This window comes from Janthinobacterium sp. GW823-FHT06H09, from assembly GCF_058794735.1.
Window position 1 is genome coordinate 1 of sequence record NZ_JBXAHC010000021.1, and the last position, 20140, is coordinate 20140.

Consider the following 20140-nt stretch of genomic DNA (forward strand, 5'->3'; position numbering starts at 1 on the left):
CAGGACCGTGAAACAACTTTGCGCCGATGATAGTGCTGCAACCAGTGTGAAAGTAGGTTATCGTCAGGCTTGTTATTCGAAAAAACCCCCATCGGTGACCCGGTGGGGGTTTTTTTACGTCCGCTGGTTTTGTGTACGCCAGCGATTGCCGGATTTTTGAAAGGGATATCTTGTCTGCTATGCATACGCTGGAACAATTACGCACTGGCCAACTGGCCGGCCTGCGCCGCCTGAAGCTGTCGTGCGGCTTGACGGACTTCCCACGCGAGATATTCGACCTGGCCGACAGCCTGGAAATCCTCGACCTGTCCGGCAATGCGCTATCTTCGCTGCCCGACGATCTGCCGCGCCTGCACAAGCTGCGCATCATATTTTGCTCGGATAATCTGTTCACCACCTTGCCGGCCGTGCTCGGTTCCTGTCCTGGGCTGGAAATGATCGGTTTTAAGGCGAACCGGATCGGCCACGTGCCGGCCGCAGCCTTGCCATCGGCACTACGCTGGCTGACGCTGACCGACAATGCCATCGAAGTCTTGCCTGATGAACTCGGCAAGTGCGGGCAATTGCAGAAACTCATGCTGGCGGGAAATTGCCTGAGCAGTTTGCCGGCATCGCTGGTGAACTGCCGCAAGCTGGAACTGGTGCGCATCGCCGCCAACCGTTTCACGGCGCTCCCCGATTGCCTGCTGGCCTTACCACGCCTGAGCTGGCTCGCGTATGCGGGCAATCCCTTTACGGAAGCGCGTGAACTGGCGGCCCTGAGCGGCGCCGGGACGGCGGGCGTGGCTTGGCCGCGTTTGCAACTGGCGCAGCAGCTGGGCGAGGGGGCATCGGGCGTGATTTTCCGTGCCCGCCTCGATGGTGTTGAGGATGTCGCCGTCAAAGTATTCAAGGGGGCGATGACCAGCGACGGCTTGCCGCGCAGCGAAATGGCTGCCTGTGTCGGCGCCGGCGCCCATCCGGGGCTGATCCCCATCCTCGGGACGCTCGATGCGCATCCGCAAGGGGCGCTGGGACTGGTCATGCCGCTGATCGACGTGGCCTATCGCAACCTGGCAGGGCCGCCCAGCCTGTCATCATGCACGCGTGATGTGTATGCCGAAGGCGTGCGCTTTGAGGCACCGCAAGCCTTGACCATTGCCCAGGGCATCGCCTCGGCCGTATGCCAGCTGCATGCGCGCGGCATCGTGCATGGCGACTTGTATGCACACAATATCCTGTATGCGGACGGTGGCGCCTGCCTGCTGGGCGACTTCGGCGCGGCGTCGATGTTTGCGTCCGGTTCACCGCATGGGGAGGTACTGCAAGGCATAGAGGCGCGTGCCTTTGGCGTGCTGCTGGGCGAGTTGATCGCGCATTGCGCGGCGTCCATGCCCAGTCTGCAGGCCATGATGGATGCTTGCCTGCAGGAAGAAGTATTGCGACGGCCCAAGTTCGACGTGATCGAACGGGCATTGCGGCAGATGCTCCCCGCATAAAAAAATGGCGCAGCCTTCGCAGGCTGCGCCATTTTCATGTCATGCTGACAATATTCAGCCCGCTACCAGGATTTCTTTTTCCGGCAGGGCGATCTGGTTGTCGACGCTGAACTGGTAATCCTTGAAGACGTGTTCGGCCGTCAGGATCTGGTATTCGCCGTTGTCGAGCTTGTGCGTGGTGTCCTTCAGGCGATATGTGTAATGGCCGCAGGTCCAGCAGTTGAAGTTGCGCATGTGCGTGCACAGGCAAGTCTTGTCCATCACGACGACGGTTTTTTGTTCCGGATGGGCCGCCACTTCGCGGTTGTACGAGTTGATGTATGCGCAGTTGCCCGTCGCGTCGAGCAGGTAGCCATACGATTCGCAGCCTGGACGGATGCCGGCGCCGATGGCGGGCGTGTTCTTCAGCATGCGCATCGGGTAACCGGTCGGCGAGACGCCGTTGACGATGATGTCTTCTTCCGAGGCCTTGTAGTATTCCTGCTTGACCTTGTTCGGCAAGCCGCATTCCTTGGTGACGGTAAAGCGCGTCGCCACTTGCACGCCGGCTGCGCCCGCTTCCAGGAAGGAAACTGCGTCGCTGCCCGTGAAGATGCCGCCGGCGGCGATCAGCGGGATGTCCAGCTGTTCGGCTTTCAGGTAGGCCAGCAGTTCAGCCGTGATCGTGTGCAGGTCGTAATTGGCCCAGTCCATGCCGAAACCCAGGTGGCCGCCGGCCAAGGGTCCTTCGACGATGATGAAGTCGGGCAAACGGTCCAGCTTGGCGTTCTTGCGCAGGAAAATCTGCAAGGCGCGCACGGACGAGACGATGATGCCCAGCTTGGCGTCACGGAAACGTGGATGGTCGGCCATCAGGGCGAACGAACCGAAGTGCAGACCGGCGGACAGGGTGATGCCGTCGATGCCGGCGTCCAGTGCCGCGTTCAGGCGCACGCGCAAGGTTTCACGGGGGCCATTCATGGTCAGCTTTTCCATGCAATTGACGAAGATCAAGCCATCGCCCTTTTTCGCTTCCATGGTACGGCCGATGTGCAGACGCTGCGCTTCCGCCAGGCGGCCCAGGTCGAACTGCACCACGGCCTTGTCGCTGTTATTGATGTTGAATTTGTACAGTTTCGTCTTGTCTTTGACGAAGGTGGTGTCGAAACGGCGATCCGACACGTCTTCCACCATGGCATCGGAGATATGCCCGATACCGTTCAGCCGTGCCGCTTCCAGGGCCAGCTCCGACGTGGAAATATCCACACCCATTCCGCCTATCATGATGGGCACATATTCTTTTTTGCCAAATCGCAGGCGGAAATCATCAACACGTTTCATTGCTATCCTTAGACTACCGTGGTTATCACTGAGCCAGATGTACGGTCAAGCCCGCTGCCGGTCAGGCGCGCGGGCGCATGTAGCTGTGCGCAGCTTCAATTCTACCCCAAGCGGGCAGGTGCTCCGAGGCAGCTTGCCGCCATGCCGGTGCAAGCGCAGGCCGGAGCGTGCGCGTCATCGAAATTAATCGCGGAAATTGTTAAATTCCAGCGGCATGTCGGGCACGTCCTTGCGCAGCATGGCCATGGCCGCTTGCAGGTCGTCGCGCTTGGCGCCCGTGACGCGCACGGCTTCACCCTGGATGCTCGCTTGCACTTTCATCTTGCTGTCCTTGATGACGCGCACGATTTTCTTGGCATCATCCGATTCGATGCCATTCTTGATCTTGATGATCTGCTTGACCTTGTCGCCGCCGATCTTCTTGATGTCGCCTTCGTCGAGGAAGCGCACATCGACCTTGCGTTTGGTCAATTTATTGGTCAGCACGTCGCGCACCTGGCTGAGCTGAAATTCCGAATCCGCGAATGCGGTCAATTCGTTTTCCTTGTGTTCGACGCGGGCATCACTGCCCTTGAAGTCGAAGCGGGTCGTGATTTCCTTGTTGGATTGCTCGACGGCATTCTTGACTTCGATCATATCGGCTTCGGAGACTACATCAAATGACGGCATGGTCTGTTCCTTTTCTTGTTAAAGCGAGCGCGCGCTCGGCGCGCTGGGCCTTGGCGGCTGATTCTGCGCCATGGGACGGCCCTGTTAAAGATGCGACATTTTAACGGACAACGGGCAAGTCGCCCTTGTCCTGAGGTGGTTTTTTGTCGCTTTCGCTCTATAATCGAGCAAAATTTCCCTATCCCATGCATCCAGAGCTCACCATCGAACACAATTACAACCTCCAGCGCCTGAATACCTTCGGCATCGCGGCCCATGCGGCCGCCTACGTACGCATTACTTCGCAGGCCCAGCTGCAGGCCGGGCTGCAAGATCCCGCCCTGTCCGCCATGCCGCGCCTGATATTGGGCGGCGGCAGCAACATCGTGCTGACGGGCGATTTTCCCGGCGCCGTGCTGCACATGGCCACGCGCGGCATGCGCCTGGCGCAGGCGGATTTCGAGACGATACTCGTCACGGCCGCGGCCGGCGAAAACTGGCACGACTTCGTGCAGTGGACCCTGGCACAAGGCGTGGGCGGACTGGAGAACCTGTCCTTGATCCCCGGCACGGTGGGTGCGGCGCCTATCCAGAATATCGGCGCGTATGGCGTGGAAATCAAGGATTATCTGCATAAGGTGAGCGTCATGCACAGCGCCAGCGGCATCGTCTTCGACATGGACCGCGACGCCTGCCGTTTCGCCTATCGCGACAGCATCTTCAAGCAGGCCGACGGGCGCGAGCTGATCGTGCTGGAAGTGACGTTTGCCTTGCCCGCCGAGTGGCAGCCGAACTTGCGCTATGCGGAACTGGCGCAGGCCGTGGCCGAGCGCCATCTTGCCGAGCCGACGCCGCAACAGGTGGCCGACACGGTGATGGCGATTCGCCGGCAAAAATTGCCGGACCCGGCCGTGATCGGCAATGCGGGCAGCTTCTTCAAGAATCCGGTGGTGTCACGCGAGCAATGTCTTGCCTTGCTGGAACGTTTCCCCGCCTTGGTGCACCATGCGCAGCCCGATGGCACGGAAAAGCTGGCGGCCGGCTGGCTGATCGATCAGTGTGGCTGGAAGGGGAAAAACCTGGGGCCCGCGGGAGTGTATCCCAAGCAGGCGCTGGTTCTGGTGAATAATGGCGGCGCTCGTGGCGCGGACATTACCCGGCTGGCGGAAGCGATACAGGATGATGTAGAGGCGAAATACGGCGTGCGCCTGTCGCCCGAGCCTGTGTTTGTTTAATCAAGCGAAGTGGCAGACGTAATCCACGGTTTCCGTTGTTTCGATGTCAAAATAGCTATTGCCCGGGATTTTGAATTCCGTGCCCGCGCCATAGCTGTGCCACTCCGTCGCGTCGGCCAGGCGCACCTTGCACAGGCCGCCGATGATTTCCATCGTTTCCGGGGCGCCCGTGTTGAAGCGCAACGATGACGGGAAAATCACGCCCACGCTTTTCTTCGTGCCATCGGCCAGGATGACGTTGTGCGAGACGCATTTGCCGTCAAAGTAGATATTCGACTTCTTGACGACGCTGACATTGTCCAGTTGTGTGCTCATGCTTCACTTTCCTTGCTGTTAAAAATCAGTCCTGGACGTCATCGGCGCTCAGCACGCTGTTGCGTCCGCCGCGCTTGGCCGCGTACAGGGCCTGGTCGGCGCGGTTGATCAGTTGCTCGACCGTCGAGTCGGGCGAAGGCACGACGGTGGCCACGCCGATCGAGATGGTAACGATGCCCGTGCCTGCCGCCGGGTTCTCGATCTGCAAGCCTTCCAGATGGCGCCGGCATGCTTGGGCGATCAGCAGCGCGCCGGCCGCTTCCGTTTCCGGCAGGATCAGGGCGAACTCTTCGCCCCCGTAGCGGGCGGCCAGGTCGGCCGGGCGTTTCAAATGTTCCGTGAGCACGGCGGCAACTTTTTTCAGGCACAGGTCGCCCGCCAGGTGGCCGAAATGGTCGTTATAGCTCTTGAAATGGTCGATATCGCAGAACAGCAGGCTCAGCGGCGCCTTGTCGCGCTGGCCCCGCTGCCATTCGAAATGCAGGGTTTCATCGAAACGGCGGCGGTTGGCGATGCCCGTCAAGCCATCGAGGGCGGCCAGTTTCTGCAATTCAATGTTCGCGTCCGCCAGGTTCTTTTGGCTTTCGCGCAGGAAACGAAAAGCCTGGTCGCGCTGCAGGCGGCTGATGTGCGCGTTGGAATGGTAGCGTATGCGCGCCAGCAGTTCCAGGCGGTCCGGCAGTTTCACCACATAATCGTTGGCGCCGACGGCAAAGCTGTGGGCCTTCAGTTTCGGGTCGTCCTTGGCCGACATCACGATCACCGGCACGTGCGCGAGCGCCTCGTTTTCGCGGTACTGCTGGATCAAGGCGAAGCCGTCGATGCCCGGCATCACCAGGTCTTGCAGGATGACGGTCGGTTGCAAACGCTGCGCCGTGTCCAGCGCCTGCGTGGCGTCGGTCACATAATGAAATTCGATATCCTGCTGGTCGCTGAGCATGCGGCGGACTGCCTCGGCAATGATCAACTGGTCGTCCACCAGCAGCACGCTGACCTTGAATTCGGTCAATGCGGGTTCATGCTGGGTGAAGCTGGAGGAGAATTCTGGCATTGCATTCTTTTCAGATGTTAGGGGAGGGCTCCCACCCATTGTTGAGTTTGGCGCCCAGACGGCCGCGCAGGCTGGCGCCTATTCTATCCAATGGCAGGATTTGCTGCGCCGCATCGAGTTCAGCCGCCGCGCGCGGCATGCCATACACGGCGCTGCTGGCCTGGTCTTGCGCGATCGTCGTCTTGCCTGCGCGGCGCATGGCCAGCAAGCCGTCGCCGCCGTCGCGCCCCATGCCTGTGAGCAATACGCCGATGGCGTCGCCGCGCCAGTGCTGCGCCACGCAGTTGAAGAAGACATCGACGGACGGGCGGTAAACATAGTCGCGCGGTGCTGCATCGTAACCCAAACGATAATTTTGATCTAGCAGCAAGTGGTCATTGGTCTTGGCGATCAGTACCGTGCCGGACACCAGTTCATCGCCTTCGGCGATCACGCGCACGGGCATGCTGAGCTGGTCATCGAGCCATTTGGCGAAGTGCGAGGCGAAGGTTTCATCGATGTGCTGCACCACCACGATGGCGCAGCCGGGCGGCGCCGTCCAGCCGGCCAGCACCTTGGCCACGGCCGAGGGGCCACCCGTCGAGGCGCCGATGGCCACCAGCGTCGATACCTGGCCGTCGCCCCGTTCGCCGCCATTGCCGTTCGCCGGGCGCGGCGGCGGCGCTTCGGCGCTGTGGCGTATCAGCTTGCCGATGGTCTTGATCTTGGCCAGCAGTTCGCTGTCGCCGCCCACTTCCCCCTGCAGCACCGGCGTGGCCGTGACGTCGAGCGCCCCCGCGCCCAGCGCGCGGAAGACCTGGTTGACATTGTCTTGCGGCCGGCCCGTGACGACGAGGATGGCGCACGGGCTTTGCTCCATGATCAGGCGCGTCGCTTCCACGCCATCCATCTCCGGCATGTTCAGGTCCATCAGGATCAGGTCGGGTCGGTTGCCTTCGCACATGCGCACGGCCTCCAGCCCCGTGCGGGCGATCCACAGCACCTGGTGTTCCTGCGTACTGGCGACCACCCGGCGCAGGGCCTCGGCGGCCATGGCGACATCGTTGGCAATGGCAATTTTCATGAATGACGGCTCATAAGCGGGCATCTCCTATCAGGTCGGCCACCGCGTCGAGCAAGGTCTCGTCGTGGAAGCTGCCTTTGGTCAGATAATAATCGGCGCCGGCGGACAGGCCGCGCGCGCGGTCTTCCGGGCGGTCCTTGTACGAGACGATCATCACCGGCAGCTTGTGCAGGTGCAGGTCCTTCTTGATCAGCGAAACGAGTTCGATGCCATCCATGCGCGGCATGTCGACGTCGGTGATCACCAGGTCGTACTCGCCGCTGCGCACCACGTTCCAGCCGTCGATGCCGTCGATGGCCACGTCGACCTCGAAACCGCGCGCCAGCAACAGCTTGCGCTCCATCTCGCGCACCGTCAGCGAATCGTCGACGACGAGGATGCGCTTGGCGCGGCGCTGCTGCGCGTGGCCGGCCTGCGCCAGCTGGTGCAGGCCGCCTTCGTGCAGCAGCTTGTCGATCGACAGCAGCAAATCGGGCACGTCGAGGATCAGCACCGGCTCGCCGTCGTCGAGCAGGGCGGCGGCGGAAATGTCGCGCATCTTGCCGAAGATCGGGTCGATGGCCTGCACCGCCAGGCTTTGCTCGCCGCGGATGGCGTCGACCACCAGCGCATAGCTTTGCTTGCCGCGCCCGATCACCACCACCGGCAAATCGTCGGTCTGGCTGGCCGCTTCGCCCAGTTCCAGCACCTGCGCCGCCGACACCAGGCCCAGATGTTCGCCCTTGAGTTCGAAGAACTGCTTGTTTTCCAGGGTATGGATGGCTGCTTGCGGCACGCGCACCACGCTTTCCACCTTGACGATGGGGATGGCATAGGCTTCGCCGTGCACGTCGACCACCAGCGCGCGCACGATCGACTGCGTCAGCGGCAGGGTGATCAGGGCGCGGAAGCCCCGGCCCGGCTCCGATTCCAGGCGCACCGTGCCGTTTTGCTGGCGTATCGTCTCATGCACGATGTCGAGGCCCACGCCGCGTCCAGACAATTGATTGGCCGTCGCCTTCAGGCTGAAGGCGGGCAGGAACAAAAACTCCAGCAGCTCGCCCGGCGACAGCGCGGCGGCCATGGCGGGACTGGCCATCTTGCGTTCGATGACGGACTGGCGGATTTTTTCCAGGTCGACGCCGCGCCCGTCGTCGCTGATCTCGATGCTCAGCATGCCGGCGCGGTGGCGCGCTTCCATGCGTATCGTGCCCATCGCTTCCTTGCCCGCGTCGATGCGTTCGTACGGGCCTTCCATGCCATGGTCGATGGCATTCCTGAGCATGTGGTTCAGCGGGCTTTCGATCTTCGCCAGGATGTCGCGGTCGACCAGGGTGTCTTCCCCTTCGATCTCCAGCTGCACTTCCTTGCCCAGGCTGCGCGCCAGGTCGCGCACCATGCGCGGAAACGCATGGATGCCGTCGCGGAAAGGGCGCATGCGCAGGGCCAGCACTTCGTCGACCATGCCTTGCGAGACGGCCAGCAGGCGCCGCTCATAGGTTTCGATGTCGGCGATGTGCTCGAGCATGAACTGCTTCAGCGGTTGCGTCTTTTGCAGCGCCAGCAGGGACTTTTCCATCAGGCCCGGGTCGGCCAAGCGGGCAATGGCTTCGTGCAGGTGCTCGATGGCGGAAAACAGGCTGCTCTGGTTGCGCTTGAAACGCTGCAGGGCACCGACGAACGGGTGCATCTGGTGCGCATTGATGCGCGATTCGCTGGCCAGCGACAGCAGCTTGTCGAAGTTTTGCGCCACAGCCTTGGCCGGTGCGGCACCCGTACGCGGGGCAGGCGCGGCCGCCGACTCAGGCTCTTCGCCTGCCAGGCCGCTGGCCACGGGAGCCTGCAGTTCGGTCGGGTTGGGCGTTTCCTGCGGCAAGGGGGCGGGAGCGGAGGCAGGCAACGAGGGCAGGGCCGGCAATTCGGGCAGGTCGGCGATGCCGGCGATGGCGTTCAGGGTCTGGTCGATTTGCGCCGCATTCGCGGCCAGCCACGCTTCGGCGCCCGCGTCGTCCAGGCGCGACAGCTGCACGATCAGGTCGACGCCCGACAGCAGCACGTCGACCCGTTCCGGCGTCAGCTTCAAGCGGCCGTGCTGGGCGGCGACAAAGCTGTCTTCCATGCCGTGCGCCAGCTGCACCACCACCTGCAGGCCGACGATGGCGGCGGCACCCTTGATCGAGTGCGCCGCGCGCATCATCGCCTCGACGGCCGCCGCGTCGCCCGCATGGCGCTCCATGGCCAGCAAGCCGTCGGTGAGAATCTGGGTCTGGCTGTCCGCCTCCATGCGGAACAGGTCCAGCATGGAAAAGGCACTCAGGTCGCCGTGCTGGTCCTGGCTCATCGTAATAGTCTCGCAAGTTGAAAGCCGATCAGCGCCGTGTCGAGGCAGCCGATGCGCATATCGCCCTCGGTGATGACGCCGGACAAAAAGCGCGACAGGCCCTTGTTGATGGTCGCCGCCGGCGCCTGCACGGCGCCCGACGCATAGCGCACGATGCCGTGCAGGTCGGCCACGGGCAGGGCGTAAGCCTGCTCTTCCCAGCGCAGCAGCAGCAGGCGTGCAAACGTGTGGCGGCCGCGGGCCGCTGGCGCACCCTGTTCGTCGATGCCCAGCAAACTGGCCAGCGACATGCACGGATACAGCTTGCCGCCGATATTGACGATGCCCGCCAGACCGCGCCCGCTGCGGTGCGGCAGCACATGCGGCTTGGCCTGCGGCGCCACGGCGTCGAACACGTGCGTGGGCAGCGCCAGCCATTCGCGGCCGATGCGAAACACCAGCGCGGAACTGTCGCGCACTTCGCCGCCCGTATCGATCTGGCGGAAGTGGCTGGCCCAGTCGCGCCGGTAGTGTTCGTCCACGGGCCGCTGCAGGTTGCGCCGGGCGGCGCCCGCGTACACGTCGCAGTTGCGGCAATGCACGTTGGCTGGCAGCTTGGGGCAGCTCTGGTCGCCGACCACGCCGATATGGTTCCAGCAGTCGTCGATGGTGGCGGGGGACTCGGTGGCGATGAGATTTGTCATGCTTGCCCCTTAGTTGGACGCCTGGCGGCGCTCGTAAATGCGTGCCGCGCGCGCCTTCAGGGTGGCGGCGGCCGTTTGGTTGCCATTGCGTTCGGCCAGCAGGGCCAGATGGCACAGCGCCTCGTAATGGTCGGGCTGCAGGTAGATGCAGCGGCGCCAGTAGTCGTCGGCCAGGTCCATCTTGCCGGCCAGTTCGTTGATGATGCCCAGCATGAAATACGCTTCCGCCGCCTCGGGCACTTTCGCCAGGTGCGCGTGGCATTTGTCGCCGGCCTCGCGCAACTGGCCGCGGTCGGCCAGCAGGCGCGCCTCTGCCAGCAAATCGGCTTGCGCTGCCGGCGCGGGCGATGGCACGGACACGGGGCGCGTGCGCGGCACCGCCGACGCGGCGGAAGAGGGGGCTGCTACTGCAGCGCGCCCTGGCGCGGGCGGCACGCTGCGCAGGGGACGCGCGACAGGCAGCGGCGCCACTAGCACGGGGCTGGCCGGCGCCGCTGTTTCCTTCTTCAGGGCGAAAGCCTGGCGGAACTGCAGCGGCGCAAAGCCGTTCTGGCAGAACGAGGGCACTTCCGCATAACCGGCCAGCAGCATGCCGTCGTCGGCCAGCAGGGCGGACAGGTTGGCGATGGCGGCGCGCGTGGTCGGTTTGTCGAAGTAAATCAGCAGGTTGCGGCAGAAGATGACGTCGTAATGTTTGCTGCAGCTGGCGGTATCGAACTGCAGCAGATTGCCCTGCCTGAAGGTCACCTGGTCGCGCAGGGAGTCGATGATGCGGTAGGCGTCGTCGGCCACGTGCGTGAAATAGCGTTCGCGGAAGGCCACGTCCTGCGCGCGGAAGGCGTTGCGGCCATACACGCCGGCCTGCGCCCGCTCGATGCAGCCGGGGCTCAGGTCATACGCGTCGATGCTGAACGCCTGTTTCGGCACACCGCCGTCGCGCAGCGCCATGGCCATCGAATACGGTTCCTCGCCGCCCGCGCACGGGATCGACAGGATGCGCGTGGCGCGTCCGCGCGCCCAGCGCTCCTGCACCAGTTCGACGGTGGCGTAGAACGCTTGCGGATCGCGGAACAGCCACGATTCGGGCACCACCACCAGTTCGATCAATTGCGTCATTTCGGCCGGCGTGAGCGCCTGCAGGTAAGCCTGGCTATCGGCAAAGCCCGTCCGCTCCATGCGCTGATTGACGGCCCGCTCGGCCACGGATTTGGACACCGACAGGCCGGTCGCGCGGCGCAGCAGGGCTTGCGCCGTCATGCCGCGCTCGCTTCCTGAAACAGCAGCGCGCGCACGTCCGGCGGCAGCAGGTGTTCCAGCTCGACCAGCTGCACGATGCCGTCGGCGTCGCTGGCCACCTGGCCCAGGAAGGGCACCGTCGCCACGCCGCTGTCCTCAAGCCCTTGCGGGTCGATATCGGCGATGCCGCGCACCTGCGAGGCCAGCAGGCCCAGCGCATGCATGGCGCCGTCCGGCGCGCGGTAGTCGACGATGACGATGCGCGTGTCGAACTGCGCGGCGGCGGGCGGCAGCCCGGCCAGGCGCGACAGGTCGATCACGGGCACGGGCGTGCCGTGCAAGTCCATCAGGCCGGCCACGTAGTCTGGCGTAAGCGGCAACTGCTTCAGCTCCAGCAGCGGCAGCACGCGCACGATGCCGGCCAGGGGCAGGCCGTAGCGGTCGCGTCCGATGTGAAAGAGCAGCACTTTCATGGGATCAGATGGTGACGGCGAAGGTCGACACGCTCGACTGCAGGTCGCCCGCCGCATATTGCAACTGGTGCACCGCCTCGCTGGTGGCTTTTAATGACTCCACCGTTTGCTGGGTGGCGTCGTTGAGCTGCATCATGGTGTCGGAAATCTGCGACGCGCCGATCGCCTGCGACTGCATGCCTTGCAGCACGGCGTCGAACTGCGGCGTGAGTTTCTGCACCTGGTCCATGACGGACGACAGCTGCTCGGCCACTTGGCGCACTTCGCCCACGCTGCGGCGAATTTCTTCCGAGAATTTATCCATGCCCATCACGCTGGCGGATACGGCAGATTGCATTTCTTTCAACATTTGTTCGATATCCCAGGTGGACACCGAGGTCTGGTCGGCCAGGCGGCGGATTTCCGTCGCCACGACGGAGAACCCGCGGCCCGCCTCGCCCGCCTTTTCCGCCTCGATGGCGGCGTTCAGCGACAGGATGTTGGTCTGGTCGGCCACCTTCGTGATGGTGATCAGCACGCTATTGATATTGCTGGCCTTTTCCGACAAGGCGGCCAGCTTGGCGTTGATGGAATCGGTGGCCGAAACCATATGCTGCATGGTCGAATCCATGCGCTTGAGGTTATTCTGCGCTTCGGCCGTGGCATTCGTCGTGTAGTCGGCCACGGCGGTGGCGTCTTCCATGGTTTTGAGCAACTGGCTCGTGTTGGCCGAGATTTCCTTGGTGGTGCTGAGAATTTCCACGCTCGTTTGCGCTTGCTCAATGCCCGTGGCTTCCTGCTGGCGCGCCGAGGCGGCAATTTCCGTGGCGGACGTCGTCACCTGGATGCCGGCCTTTTGTACATTGTTGAGCAGGCTGCGCAGGTTTTCGAACATCTTCGCCAGGCCATTGCCTAGTTGCCCGATGGCATCGCTGCCCGTGATGCTGACCTTGCCCGTCAGGTCGCCCGAGGCCGCCTTGGATACCACATCCAGCAAGGAATCGACCTTGGCCCGCAAGGTGTTGGTGGCGGCCAATTCGTTGGCCTGGTTGTCCTGGATGGTTTGCGCCATGCGGTTGAACTCTTCCGTTACCTTGCCCAGTTCGTCGCGCGAGAGGATGGCGGCGCGCGCGCCTTGCTCGCCGCCGGCGATGCGCCCGACGGCGTCCGTCAGGCTGTTCAGCGGGCCGAGGATGGCACGGCCCAGCAGATAGGAAATGCCCAGCGCCAGCACCACGCACAGCAGGCCGCCCAGGGCCAGGGTCAACATCATGGTTTCCTGCAATTTTGCCGTGGTGGCCGTGCGTTCGGCCAGCAAGCGGGTTTCCTCGGCGGCCACTTCGTCGAGCAGCTTGTTCGCTTGCGCGACAGCCGGGTAGCCGCTTGGCGGCATGGAGCGCGCCACCGCTTCCGTGGCGCCCGGCGCATTGCCCAGCGCGCGGCGCTTCTCGATCAGGGGATGGATCCACTCCTTGACCCAGGTGCTGGTCAGCTGGTCGATCTTGCGGAAACGTTCCGACTGCAGCTTGTTGTCGACCGTCATGGCGATGGCTTTTTGCGTGTGTTGGCTCAGCATTGCCGTTTCATCGGTTTCCGGGGTCAGCGAGGCTTCGTTGCCGGTCAGGATGAAACCGCGCGCTTCCACCTGGATTTGCAGGATGGAATTGTGGATCTTGTCGATCTCGACCAGCACTTCCATCGTATGGCGGTCCCATGCATTAGCCTCGGACAGCCGCGAAAAGCTGTTGTAGGCCACGCCCAGCAGGATCAGGATGATGGCCACGATGGAGCCGAAGCCCAGGTACAGTTTATTCTTGATACTCAGGTCTTTGAACATGGTGGCTCCGGAAGCGGGAAGTTTTCGACTAAGAGTCGCCTAACAGAACCGTAGCGAGCGGCAGCGAGTTGCGGCTGAGAAGCGCAACTGTGCGCATGCACAGTGAGCATCGCAGGCCGCAAATCGCGCCGCGCAGTAGGTTATGTTAGGTGCTCTAAATTGCACTGTAGCATTTTGCCACGGGGACAGCAAAATGGGGGTGATCCGGGTGCGCGCAGGGCCGTAAATCGCGGACGAGTGCGTTTCAAACGCAAAAAAGCCGCCCGTGGGCGGCTTGAGCTGGCGCGGGAGCAGGTGCCCCCTGGCTAACTAATTACTTCTGGCCTCGTTTTTCGCGGGCGATGGCGGCGATGCGCATGCGCAAGGCGTTCAGCTTGATGAAGCCGCCGGCATCGGCCTGGTTGTAGGCGCCGCCGTCTTCGTCGAAGGTGGCGATGTTCATGTCGAACAGCGAATCCGTCTTCGAATCGCGGGACACAACGATGACATTGCCCTTGTACAGCTTGATGCGTACCCAGCCGTTCACGGTTTCCTGCGTGTGGTCGATCAGGGTTTGCAGGGCAACGCGCTCGGGCGCCCACCAGTAGCCGTTGTAGATCATCGACGCGTAGCGCGGCATCAGGTCATCTTTCAGGTGGGCCACTTCGCGGTCCAGGGTGATCGATTCGATGGCGCGGTGGGCCTTGAGCATGATGGTGCCGCCCGGGGTTTCATAGCAGCCGCGCGACTTCATGCCGACGTAGCGGTTTTCCACCAGGTCCAGGCGTCCCACGCCATGCTTGCCGCCAACCTTGTTCAGTTCGGCCAGCACGGTCGCCGGCGACATGCGCACGCCGTTGATGGCGACGATGTCGCCTTTTTCGTATTCGATGTCCAGGTATTCCGCTTCGTCCGGCGCCTTTTCAGGGCTGACGGTCCAGCGCCACATCGTTTCTTCCGCTTCGGCGCTCGGGTTTTCCAGGTGGCGGCCTTCAAAGCTGATGTGCAGCAAGTTGGCATCCATCGAGTACGGCGCGCCGCCGTTCTTGTGCTTCATGTCGATTTCGATGCCGGCGTCTTCCGCGTACTTCAGCAGTTTTTCGCGCGACAGCAGATCCCACTCGCGCCATGGGGCGATGATCTTCACGCCTGGCTTCAGGGCGTAGGCGCCCAGTTCGAAACGCACCTGGTCATTGCCCTTGCCGGTCGCGCCGTGCGAGATGGCGTCGGCGCCCGTGGCGTTGGCGATTTCGATCAGGCGCTTGGCGATCAGCGGACGGGCGATCGAGGTGCCCAGCAGGTATTCGCCTTCATACACGGTGTTGGCGCGGAACATCGGGAAGACGAAATCGCGCACGAATTCTTCGCGCACGTCTTCGATATGGATGTTTTCCGGCTTGATGCCGAATTTGATGGCCTTGGCGCGCGCCGGTTCCAGTTCTTCGCCCTGGCCCAGGTCGGCCGTGAAGGTGACGATTTCGCACTGGTAGTTATCTTGCAGCCATTTCAGGATGACGGAGGTGTCGAGTCCGCCGGAATAGGCCAGGACTACTTTTTTAATGTCGCTCATATTGCTTCCAGTTGTCGTTGTCGATGTATGTATTGCGATGCTGCCAGGTTTTTTATGCAGTGCCGGGCGAATTATTCGATTTTACCGAGTAACAGGTATTCGATCAGCGCTTTTTGCACGTGCAAGCGGTTTTCCGCCTCGTCCCACACCACCGATTGGGGGCCGTCGATCACTTCGGCGGCCACTTCCTCGCCGCGGTGGGCGGGCAGGCAGTGCATGAACAGCGCGTCGGGCGCCGCGCGGGCCATCTTCGCGCCATCGACGATCCAGCCGTCGAAGGCGGCGATACGGGCCGCGTTTTCCGCCTCGTAACCCATGCTGGTCCACACGTCCGTGTTGACCAGGTGCGCGCCTTCGCAGGCGTCGGACGGGTTGGCAAAGAAAGTGTAGCGCTCGGTCTTGACTTGCGACAGGTCGATGTCGTAGCCCTTCGGCGTCGATACGTTGACGTGGAAGCCGAACACTTCGGCCGCCTGCAGCCACGAGTACAGCATGTTGTTGGCGTCGCCGATCCAGGCGACGACCTTGCCGGCGATCGAGCCGCGGTGTTCGATGTAGGTAAAGATGTCGGCAAAGACCTGGCACGGGTGGTGTTCATTGGTCAGGCCATTGATCACCGGCACGCGCGAATTGGCGGCGAAACGCTCGATGATTTCCTGGCCGAAGGTGCGCACCATGATGATGTCGCACATGCGCGACATGACCTGGCCCGCGTCTTCCACCGGCTCGCCGCGGCCCAGCTGGGAGTCGCGCGTGTTTAGGTAGATGGCGGCGCCGCCCAGCTGGTGCATGCCGGCTTCGAACGACAATCGCGTGCGGGTGGAGTTCTTTTCAAAGACCATCACCAGGGTGCGGTCGATCAGCGGATGGTAGATTTCGTAATTCTTGAACTTGCGCTTGATCAGATGGGCGCGTTCGATCACATATTCATACTCTTCCAACGTGAAATCGGAGAACTGGAGGTAGTGCTTGATCGGTTTTTTTGTCGACATAATGACCACTTGAAGATGCGCAGGCCGCCGGCGGCGTGCCTTTCCCGCCGGGTTGCATCAGCGTACAACATCTCGTCTGATGACTGCCTCGCCCGGCGCGCTGCTGTGTTGATCGGTGCCCGCGCCTGTTTGTCGCGCGGGTCGATGCGGTTTGCCAAGTTGTAAATCATGCAATGGCAGGGACTTCAGCCATTCAATTATAAGGGTTTTGCTTTTAGATTGGAAAGACTGGCCGGACGGGTACTTGTGTAGACAAGTATCCGCGTCCAGCCATGGTCTTGCCGGCATCAATAGATGCTGGCCGGGCTGGCCGCATCGATCTGCGGCGCCACCAGGGGCAAGTCCAGCGTGAAATGCGTGCCGGCGGGGCTGCTGGCCACCTGGATGGTGCCACCCAGCAGGGCCGTGACGATGTTGTAGCTGATCGACAAACCGAGGCCGCTGCCGCCCTGGCCCAGCTTGGTGGTAAAGAAAGGGTCGAAGATGCGCGACAAATGCTGTTCGGCGATGCCGCCGCCATTGTCGGCGAAGACGATCCGCACGCGCGCGCCATCGAGCGTGGCGGACAAACGCATGCAGCCCTTGCCGGCGGCGCCGTCGTTGGGCGCGGGAGCGAAGGCGTGCAGCAGGGCGTTGTTGATCAGATTGGTGATCACCTGGCCGAACGGGCCCGGATAGCTGTCCAGCGAGATGCCGAATGCGATATCCGTCTCGATGCGGTGGCCCGAGCTGCGGATGCGGTTCATGACGGTGGCGATGATTTCATTGCTCACCTGCTGCAGGTCGAACTGGCGCCGTTGTTCGGTGGTGCGGTCGACGGCCACCTGCTTGAAGCTGTTGACCAGGTCGGCCGCGCTGTGCAGGCCGCGCATGACCAGCGCCGATGCCTTGCCCGCATCGTCGATGTAGGCGGCCAGGTCCGAGCGTCGCAGGCCGGGACCGTTCATCAGGCGTTCCACGTCTTCCGTCTTTTGCAGCATGGTGCTGGCGATCAGCAGGCTGTTGCCGATCGGGGTGTTGAGTTCATGCGCCACGCCCGCCATCAGCGAACCGAGGGCGGCCAGTTTTTCCTGCGATACCAGTTGCGCCTGGGCGTCTTGCAGTTGCCGGTAGGCGCTGGCATTGTCGAGCGCGATGGCGCCATACGCGCACAGGGTGCGGAAGATCAGGCGTTCGCGTTCGCCGTAGGCATGTGCATGGCAAGCCTGCACCGTCATCACGCCCAGCACGCGTTCGCCCACCGTCAAGGGCACGTACAGCACGCTCTGGTTATGCAGCGTGCCGGGCACGGTGTAGGCGTGGCGCTTGGGCGGTACCTGGTCGATATACACTTCGCGCCGGCCAAGCAGGCAGCGCACGGAATAGGCGCGTGGGTTGCTCAGTGGAATGGCGTTGTCGGACAGGGGCCGGCCCGCTTCCACGCCGTGCGCGCGGCGCAGCGCCGTGCCCGCCGCATCGAGCATGTAGACGGCGAAGGTGTTGACTGGCAGCAAGGCATGCACGTGGCGGTCCAGTACCTGGAACACGGCGCTGGCGTCGAGGTGGGTGGTGATTTCCTGGCCGATGGCCGACAGCCGCTCCAGGGTCTCGCTGGTCTGCTGCAATACTTCGGCGCGGCGCGCTTCGGAGGCGGCCAGTTCGCGGTGGTGATAGCCTTCCGAACGCGCATGTTCCGTCTGGTGGTAGACCTGCATGGCGGTGGCGCGGTTGCTCGCCTGCTGGGTGTGGCTTTTTTCGCGCGCCACGCCCGCATCGAGGGCGATATCGTAGGCGCGCGCATAGTCGCCCGCATGCGCGTACTCGCGCGCCAGCGCATCGAGCAGTTCGCCCGGCGGCACATAGCCTTCGATGGAGTCGGCCACCTGCAGTGCCTGGTGCAGGAAATGCAGGGCGGGATTGCGTTCCTGCATGCCTGCGGGCGGCGGCAAGTCATGGCGCGCATGCAGCATGGACAAAACGCGCAGCGCCGCCACCTGGTGCATGGCGTCGCCCTGCGCGGTGGCCAGCTGGCAAGCCCGTTCGGCCGCCTGCAGCGCTTCGTCCGGGCGATCCAGGTAAGACAGCGCGTGGGCGCTGCCGCGCTGGGCCATGCTGCGGAAATCGGCCTGGCCCAGCGCTTCGGCGCGCTGCGCCAGGCGGCTGAAGGCGTCGAGCGCCGTGTCGTAGTCGCCCTTGTCCAGGCTCAGTTCGCCCAGGTGGAACAGGGCGTTGGCATAGGTGCGCGCGCCCGCCACGGGGGCCAGGATGTGCAGCGCTTCGCGCAGCAGTGTTTCGGCGTCGGCCAGGCGCCCCAGCTTGCGCATGGTCTCGGCCGTATGCGTCTGGCAGGCGCCGATGCTGCGCGGCCAGCCGGTGGGGCGCGCCAGGTCCAGCGCGCACTGCATCCATTCGAGGGCCGATTCGTTGTCGTTGAGGCTGGAGAAGCAGTCGCCGATATTGATGGCGGCCGTGATCGCGCCGCGCAGCTGGCCGCTTTCCAGGGCCGCCTCATAGCTTTGCATGTAGTGGCCGGCGGCCGTGCCCAGGTCGCGTGACGTGTGCGCCAGCAAGCCGCGAAAGTCGTGCACCCAGGCGGCCAGCGGCGCGGGCAGCTTGCCGCTGGCGCCGTCGGTCTGGAAGTGGCCGCCCCATCGGACCTGGGCGGCCGGCGCGTCGTGCAAGACGGCCCAGCGCGCCGTGGCCGCGTCGGCCAGGCCGGCGCGCATCGCATCGCCGGCGCTACGCGCTTGCTGCGCCGCGGCCAGCAGTTCGGCGTCGCAGCGGGCATGGTCGCCACGGTCGACGGCGATCGAGGACAGCAGCCAGTGGGCGTCGGCGCAGCCGGCGCCGTCGCCATGCGCGCACAGGATGGCGTGCGCCGCCAGGGCCAGGCTTTCGGCCGCATCGAGTGCGCCTTGCAGCCATGCCACTTCCGCCTGCACCAGTTGCAGACGCGCTTGGGCGCTGGCCAAGGCGGGTGGCGGCAGTTGGACGTGGGGCAACAAGGCTGCCGCTTCGGCTGCATGGTGCAGAGCCTGTGCGCAGTTGCGCTGGCGCAAATACCATGCCAGCAACAGCAGCAGCGGTACGCGCCCGGCGCCGCGCAACGGCAGCAATGCGCTTTCCCACTGCGCTACGTCATGTTCGAGCGCGAACATTTCCATTCAAGCATTCTCCCCGCAAACAGTGGCGCCAGCCTGCGACCGCACAGGCCATGCGTCATCGCATTGTAAGCTGCATTCAGGGGAATTGTTCAGTCCGCAGGGCAGAATTGTGCGTCCCGCCCGGCCGCCACGACAGGGCGTTTCTCCGGCCGTGCTACGGCCGGCCGCAGGCGTCTAGCGTGACACGAGGCGGATGCGGGCGCTGCCGTCCATGGTGCTGGCGCTGCGCATGTCGGCAGGCATGCGCAAGCCGGGCAGGAACTGGGCGTCGTCGATCACCACGCGCTCGCCCGTATTGCTGAAAACGAAGGTCGAGCCCTTTTTGCTGACAAACTGGCCCGGCCCGGTGGGATAGATTTCCACGCTGGGCTTTGCATGCAATTCCCTGTCGTCGATCAGGCGGCCAAAGAAATGGGTGTCCTGCTGCTGGACTTCCAGCCGTTGTCCATTCGACAGGCGGTATTGCTGCTCGATGTCTAAGGCTTCCTGTGCCGTGACGTGATAGTAGGTGCCAGAGGTGACGCGCACGCTGTCTGCGGCTTGCGGCGTCATCGCGGTTTGGGCCTGGGCTGTGCCGCCGGCAAGGGCAAAGATAGCGACGAGGAGGGGGAGTAAGCGTTTGGTCAGCATGACATTCACCTTCGATCAGGATGGCAGGATGGAGAGTAGTTAGATCGTGTGGTCGCTGGCGGGTTTCCGGCAGCGACTGGTGTCAAGTTAGCAAACGCGCCTGGCCACCGCCAGCGGCAGGCGACGGGCGGCTGGTTCTGCGCGCTGAAATGCCTAAAACGGCGGATGAACGGTTTTGGGATTAAAGT

General features: G+C 63.3%; 16 protein-coding genes. 2 read left to right on the forward strand and 14 right to left on the reverse strand.

Annotated features, from left to right (window positions below):
- Window positions 1-179: 179 nt before the first annotated feature.
- Window positions 180-1478, forward strand: coding sequence for a leucine-rich repeat-containing protein kinase family protein (locus tag AC1Q6X_RS25450; protein ID WP_492405377.1), 1299 nt, complete (start codon window positions 180-182; stop codon window positions 1476-1478).
- A 54-nt stretch (window positions 1479-1532) separates the two neighbouring features.
- Here AC1Q6X_RS25450 and AC1Q6X_RS25455 read toward each other — a convergent pair whose 3' ends face one another.
- Both AC1Q6X_RS25455 and AC1Q6X_RS25460 read right to left on the reverse strand, forming a co-directional pair.
- A complete protein-coding gene (locus tag AC1Q6X_RS25455; RefSeq protein WP_070290627.1) occupies window positions 1533-2798 on the reverse strand; it encodes a nitronate monooxygenase in 1266 nt (421 codons plus the stop codon).
- Window positions 2799-2981: 183 nt separating this feature from the next.
- On the reverse strand, window positions 2982-3467 hold the full coding sequence (locus tag AC1Q6X_RS25460) for a YajQ family cyclic di-GMP-binding protein (RefSeq protein WP_034759416.1): 486 nt from the start codon (window positions 3465-3467) through the stop codon (window positions 2982-2984).
- 185 nt (window positions 3468-3652) lie between these two features.
- On the opposite strand from AC1Q6X_RS25460, the gene murB reads away from it, so the two are divergent.
- A complete protein-coding gene (gene murB / locus AC1Q6X_RS25465; protein ID WP_492498780.1) occupies window positions 3653-4681 on the forward strand; it encodes a UDP-N-acetylmuramate dehydrogenase in 1029 nt (342 codons plus the stop codon).
- Here the strand turns inward: murB and ppnP are convergent, their stop codons facing one another.
- The 12 genes from ppnP to AC1Q6X_RS25525 all read right to left on the reverse strand — a co-directional run bounded on the left by ppnP (window position 4682) and on the right by AC1Q6X_RS25525 (window position 19952).
- A complete protein-coding gene (ppnP, locus tag AC1Q6X_RS25470) occupies window positions 4682-4996 on the reverse strand; it encodes a pyrimidine/purine nucleoside phosphorylase (protein WP_492419311.1) in 315 nt (104 codons plus the stop codon).
- A gap of 25 nt (window positions 4997-5021) precedes the next feature.
- Window positions 5022-6047: a diguanylate cyclase gene (locus AC1Q6X_RS25475; RefSeq protein ID WP_070290630.1), complete on the reverse strand. Its 1026-nt coding sequence runs from the start codon at window positions 6045-6047 to the stop codon at window positions 5022-5024.
- 10 nt (window positions 6048-6057) lie between these two features.
- Window positions 6058-7110 (reverse strand): chemotaxis-specific protein-glutamate methyltransferase CheB, encoded by a 1053-nt coding sequence (gene cheB, locus AC1Q6X_RS25480; RefSeq protein WP_121668795.1) that lies wholly within the window; start codon window positions 7108-7110, stop codon window positions 6058-6060.
- A gap of 10 nt (window positions 7111-7120) precedes the next feature.
- Window positions 7121-9430: a hybrid sensor histidine kinase/response regulator gene (locus tag AC1Q6X_RS25485; protein WP_492498781.1), complete on the reverse strand. Its 2310-nt coding sequence runs from the start codon at window positions 9428-9430 to the stop codon at window positions 7121-7123.
- Window positions 9427-10113, reverse strand: coding sequence for a chemotaxis protein CheW (locus tag AC1Q6X_RS25490; protein ID WP_492498782.1), 687 nt, complete (start codon window positions 10111-10113; stop codon window positions 9427-9429). The genes AC1Q6X_RS25485 and AC1Q6X_RS25490 overlap by 4 nt, the downstream gene beginning before the upstream one ends.
- A 9-nt stretch (window positions 10114-10122) precedes the next feature.
- Window positions 10123-11370 (reverse strand): CheR family methyltransferase, encoded by a 1248-nt coding sequence (locus tag AC1Q6X_RS25495; RefSeq protein WP_070220075.1) that lies wholly within the window; start codon window positions 11368-11370, stop codon window positions 10123-10125.
- Complete coding sequence (locus AC1Q6X_RS25500; RefSeq protein WP_492498783.1) at window positions 11367-11822, reverse strand: chemotaxis protein CheW; 456 nt, start codon at window positions 11820-11822, stop codon at window positions 11367-11369. Before AC1Q6X_RS25500 ends, AC1Q6X_RS25495 begins: the two co-directional genes overlap by 4 nt.
- 4 nt (window positions 11823-11826) lie before the next feature.
- Window positions 11827-13638, reverse strand: a complete 1812-nt coding sequence (locus tag AC1Q6X_RS25505; protein ID WP_492498784.1) for a methyl-accepting chemotaxis protein — start codon at window positions 13636-13638, stop codon at window positions 11827-11829.
- 313 nt (window positions 13639-13951) lie between these two features.
- On the reverse strand, window positions 13952-15187 hold the full coding sequence (locus AC1Q6X_RS25510) for an argininosuccinate synthase (protein ID WP_034759383.1): 1236 nt from the start codon (window positions 15185-15187) through the stop codon (window positions 13952-13954).
- A gap of 71 nt (window positions 15188-15258) precedes the next feature.
- The gene (gene argF, locus AC1Q6X_RS25515) at window positions 15259-16179 is read right to left on the reverse strand and encodes an ornithine carbamoyltransferase (protein ID WP_070220082.1); all 921 of its coding nucleotides are present in this window, start codon (window positions 16177-16179) and stop codon (window positions 15259-15261) included.
- Window positions 16180-16466: 287 nt separating this feature from the next.
- Window positions 16467-19316, reverse strand: coding sequence for an ATP-binding protein (locus AC1Q6X_RS25520; protein WP_492498785.1), 2850 nt, complete (start codon window positions 19314-19316; stop codon window positions 16467-16469).
- Window positions 19317-19496: 180 nt separating this feature from the next.
- Complete coding sequence (locus AC1Q6X_RS25525; RefSeq protein ID WP_070220085.1) at window positions 19497-19952, reverse strand: hypothetical protein; 456 nt, start codon at window positions 19950-19952, stop codon at window positions 19497-19499.
- Window positions 19953-20140 lie beyond the last annotated feature (188 nt).

What these genes read in the sequence shown, in the direction of transcription:
- AC1Q6X_RS25450 (WP_492405377.1), top strand. Translation starts at nt 180, where the DNA reads ATGCATACGCTGGAACAATTACGCACTGGCCAACTGGCCGGCCTGCGC.
- AC1Q6X_RS25455 (WP_070290627.1), bottom strand. Translation starts at nt 2,798, where the DNA reads ATGAAACGTGTTGATGATTTCCGCCTGCGATTTGGCAAAAAAGAATAT.
- AC1Q6X_RS25460 (WP_034759416.1), bottom strand. Translation starts at nt 3,467, where the DNA reads ATGCCGTCATTTGATGTAGTCTCCGAAGCCGATATGATCGAAGTCAAG.
- murB (WP_492498780.1), top strand. Translation starts at nt 3,653, where the DNA reads ATGCATCCAGAGCTCACCATCGAACACAATTACAACCTCCAGCGCCTG.
- ppnP (WP_492419311.1), bottom strand. Translation starts at nt 4,996, where the DNA reads ATGAGCACACAACTGGACAATGTCAGCGTCGTCAAGAAGTCGAATATC.
- AC1Q6X_RS25475 (WP_070290630.1), bottom strand. Translation starts at nt 6,047, where the DNA reads ATGCCAGAATTCTCCTCCAGCTTCACCCAGCATGAACCCGCATTGACC.
- cheB (WP_121668795.1), bottom strand. Translation starts at nt 7,110, where the DNA reads ATGAAAATTGCCATTGCCAACGATGTCGCCATGGCCGCCGAGGCCCTG.
- AC1Q6X_RS25485 (WP_492498781.1), bottom strand. Translation starts at nt 9,430, where the DNA reads ATGAGCCAGGACCAGCACGGCGACCTGAGTGCCTTTTCCATGCTGGAC.
- AC1Q6X_RS25490 (WP_492498782.1), bottom strand. Translation starts at nt 10,113, where the DNA reads ATGACAAATCTCATCGCCACCGAGTCCCCCGCCACCATCGACGACTGC.
- AC1Q6X_RS25495 (WP_070220075.1), bottom strand. Translation starts at nt 11,370, where the DNA reads ATGACGGCGCAAGCCCTGCTGCGCCGCGCGACCGGCCTGTCGGTGTCC.
- AC1Q6X_RS25500 (WP_492498783.1), bottom strand. Translation starts at nt 11,822, where the DNA reads ATGAAAGTGCTGCTCTTTCACATCGGACGCGACCGCTACGGCCTGCCC.
- AC1Q6X_RS25505 (WP_492498784.1), bottom strand. Translation starts at nt 13,638, where the DNA reads ATGTTCAAAGACCTGAGTATCAAGAATAAACTGTACCTGGGCTTCGGC.
- AC1Q6X_RS25510 (WP_034759383.1), bottom strand. Translation starts at nt 15,187, where the DNA reads ATGAGCGACATTAAAAAAGTAGTCCTGGCCTATTCCGGCGGACTCGAC.
- argF (WP_070220082.1), bottom strand. Translation starts at nt 16,179, where the DNA reads ATGTCGACAAAAAAACCGATCAAGCACTACCTCCAGTTCTCCGATTTC.
- AC1Q6X_RS25520 (WP_492498785.1), bottom strand. Translation starts at nt 19,316, where the DNA reads ATGTTCGCGCTCGAACATGACGTAGCGCAGTGGGAAAGCGCATTGCTG.
- AC1Q6X_RS25525 (WP_070220085.1), bottom strand. Translation starts at nt 19,952, where the DNA reads ATGCTGACCAAACGCTTACTCCCCCTCCTCGTCGCTATCTTTGCCCTT.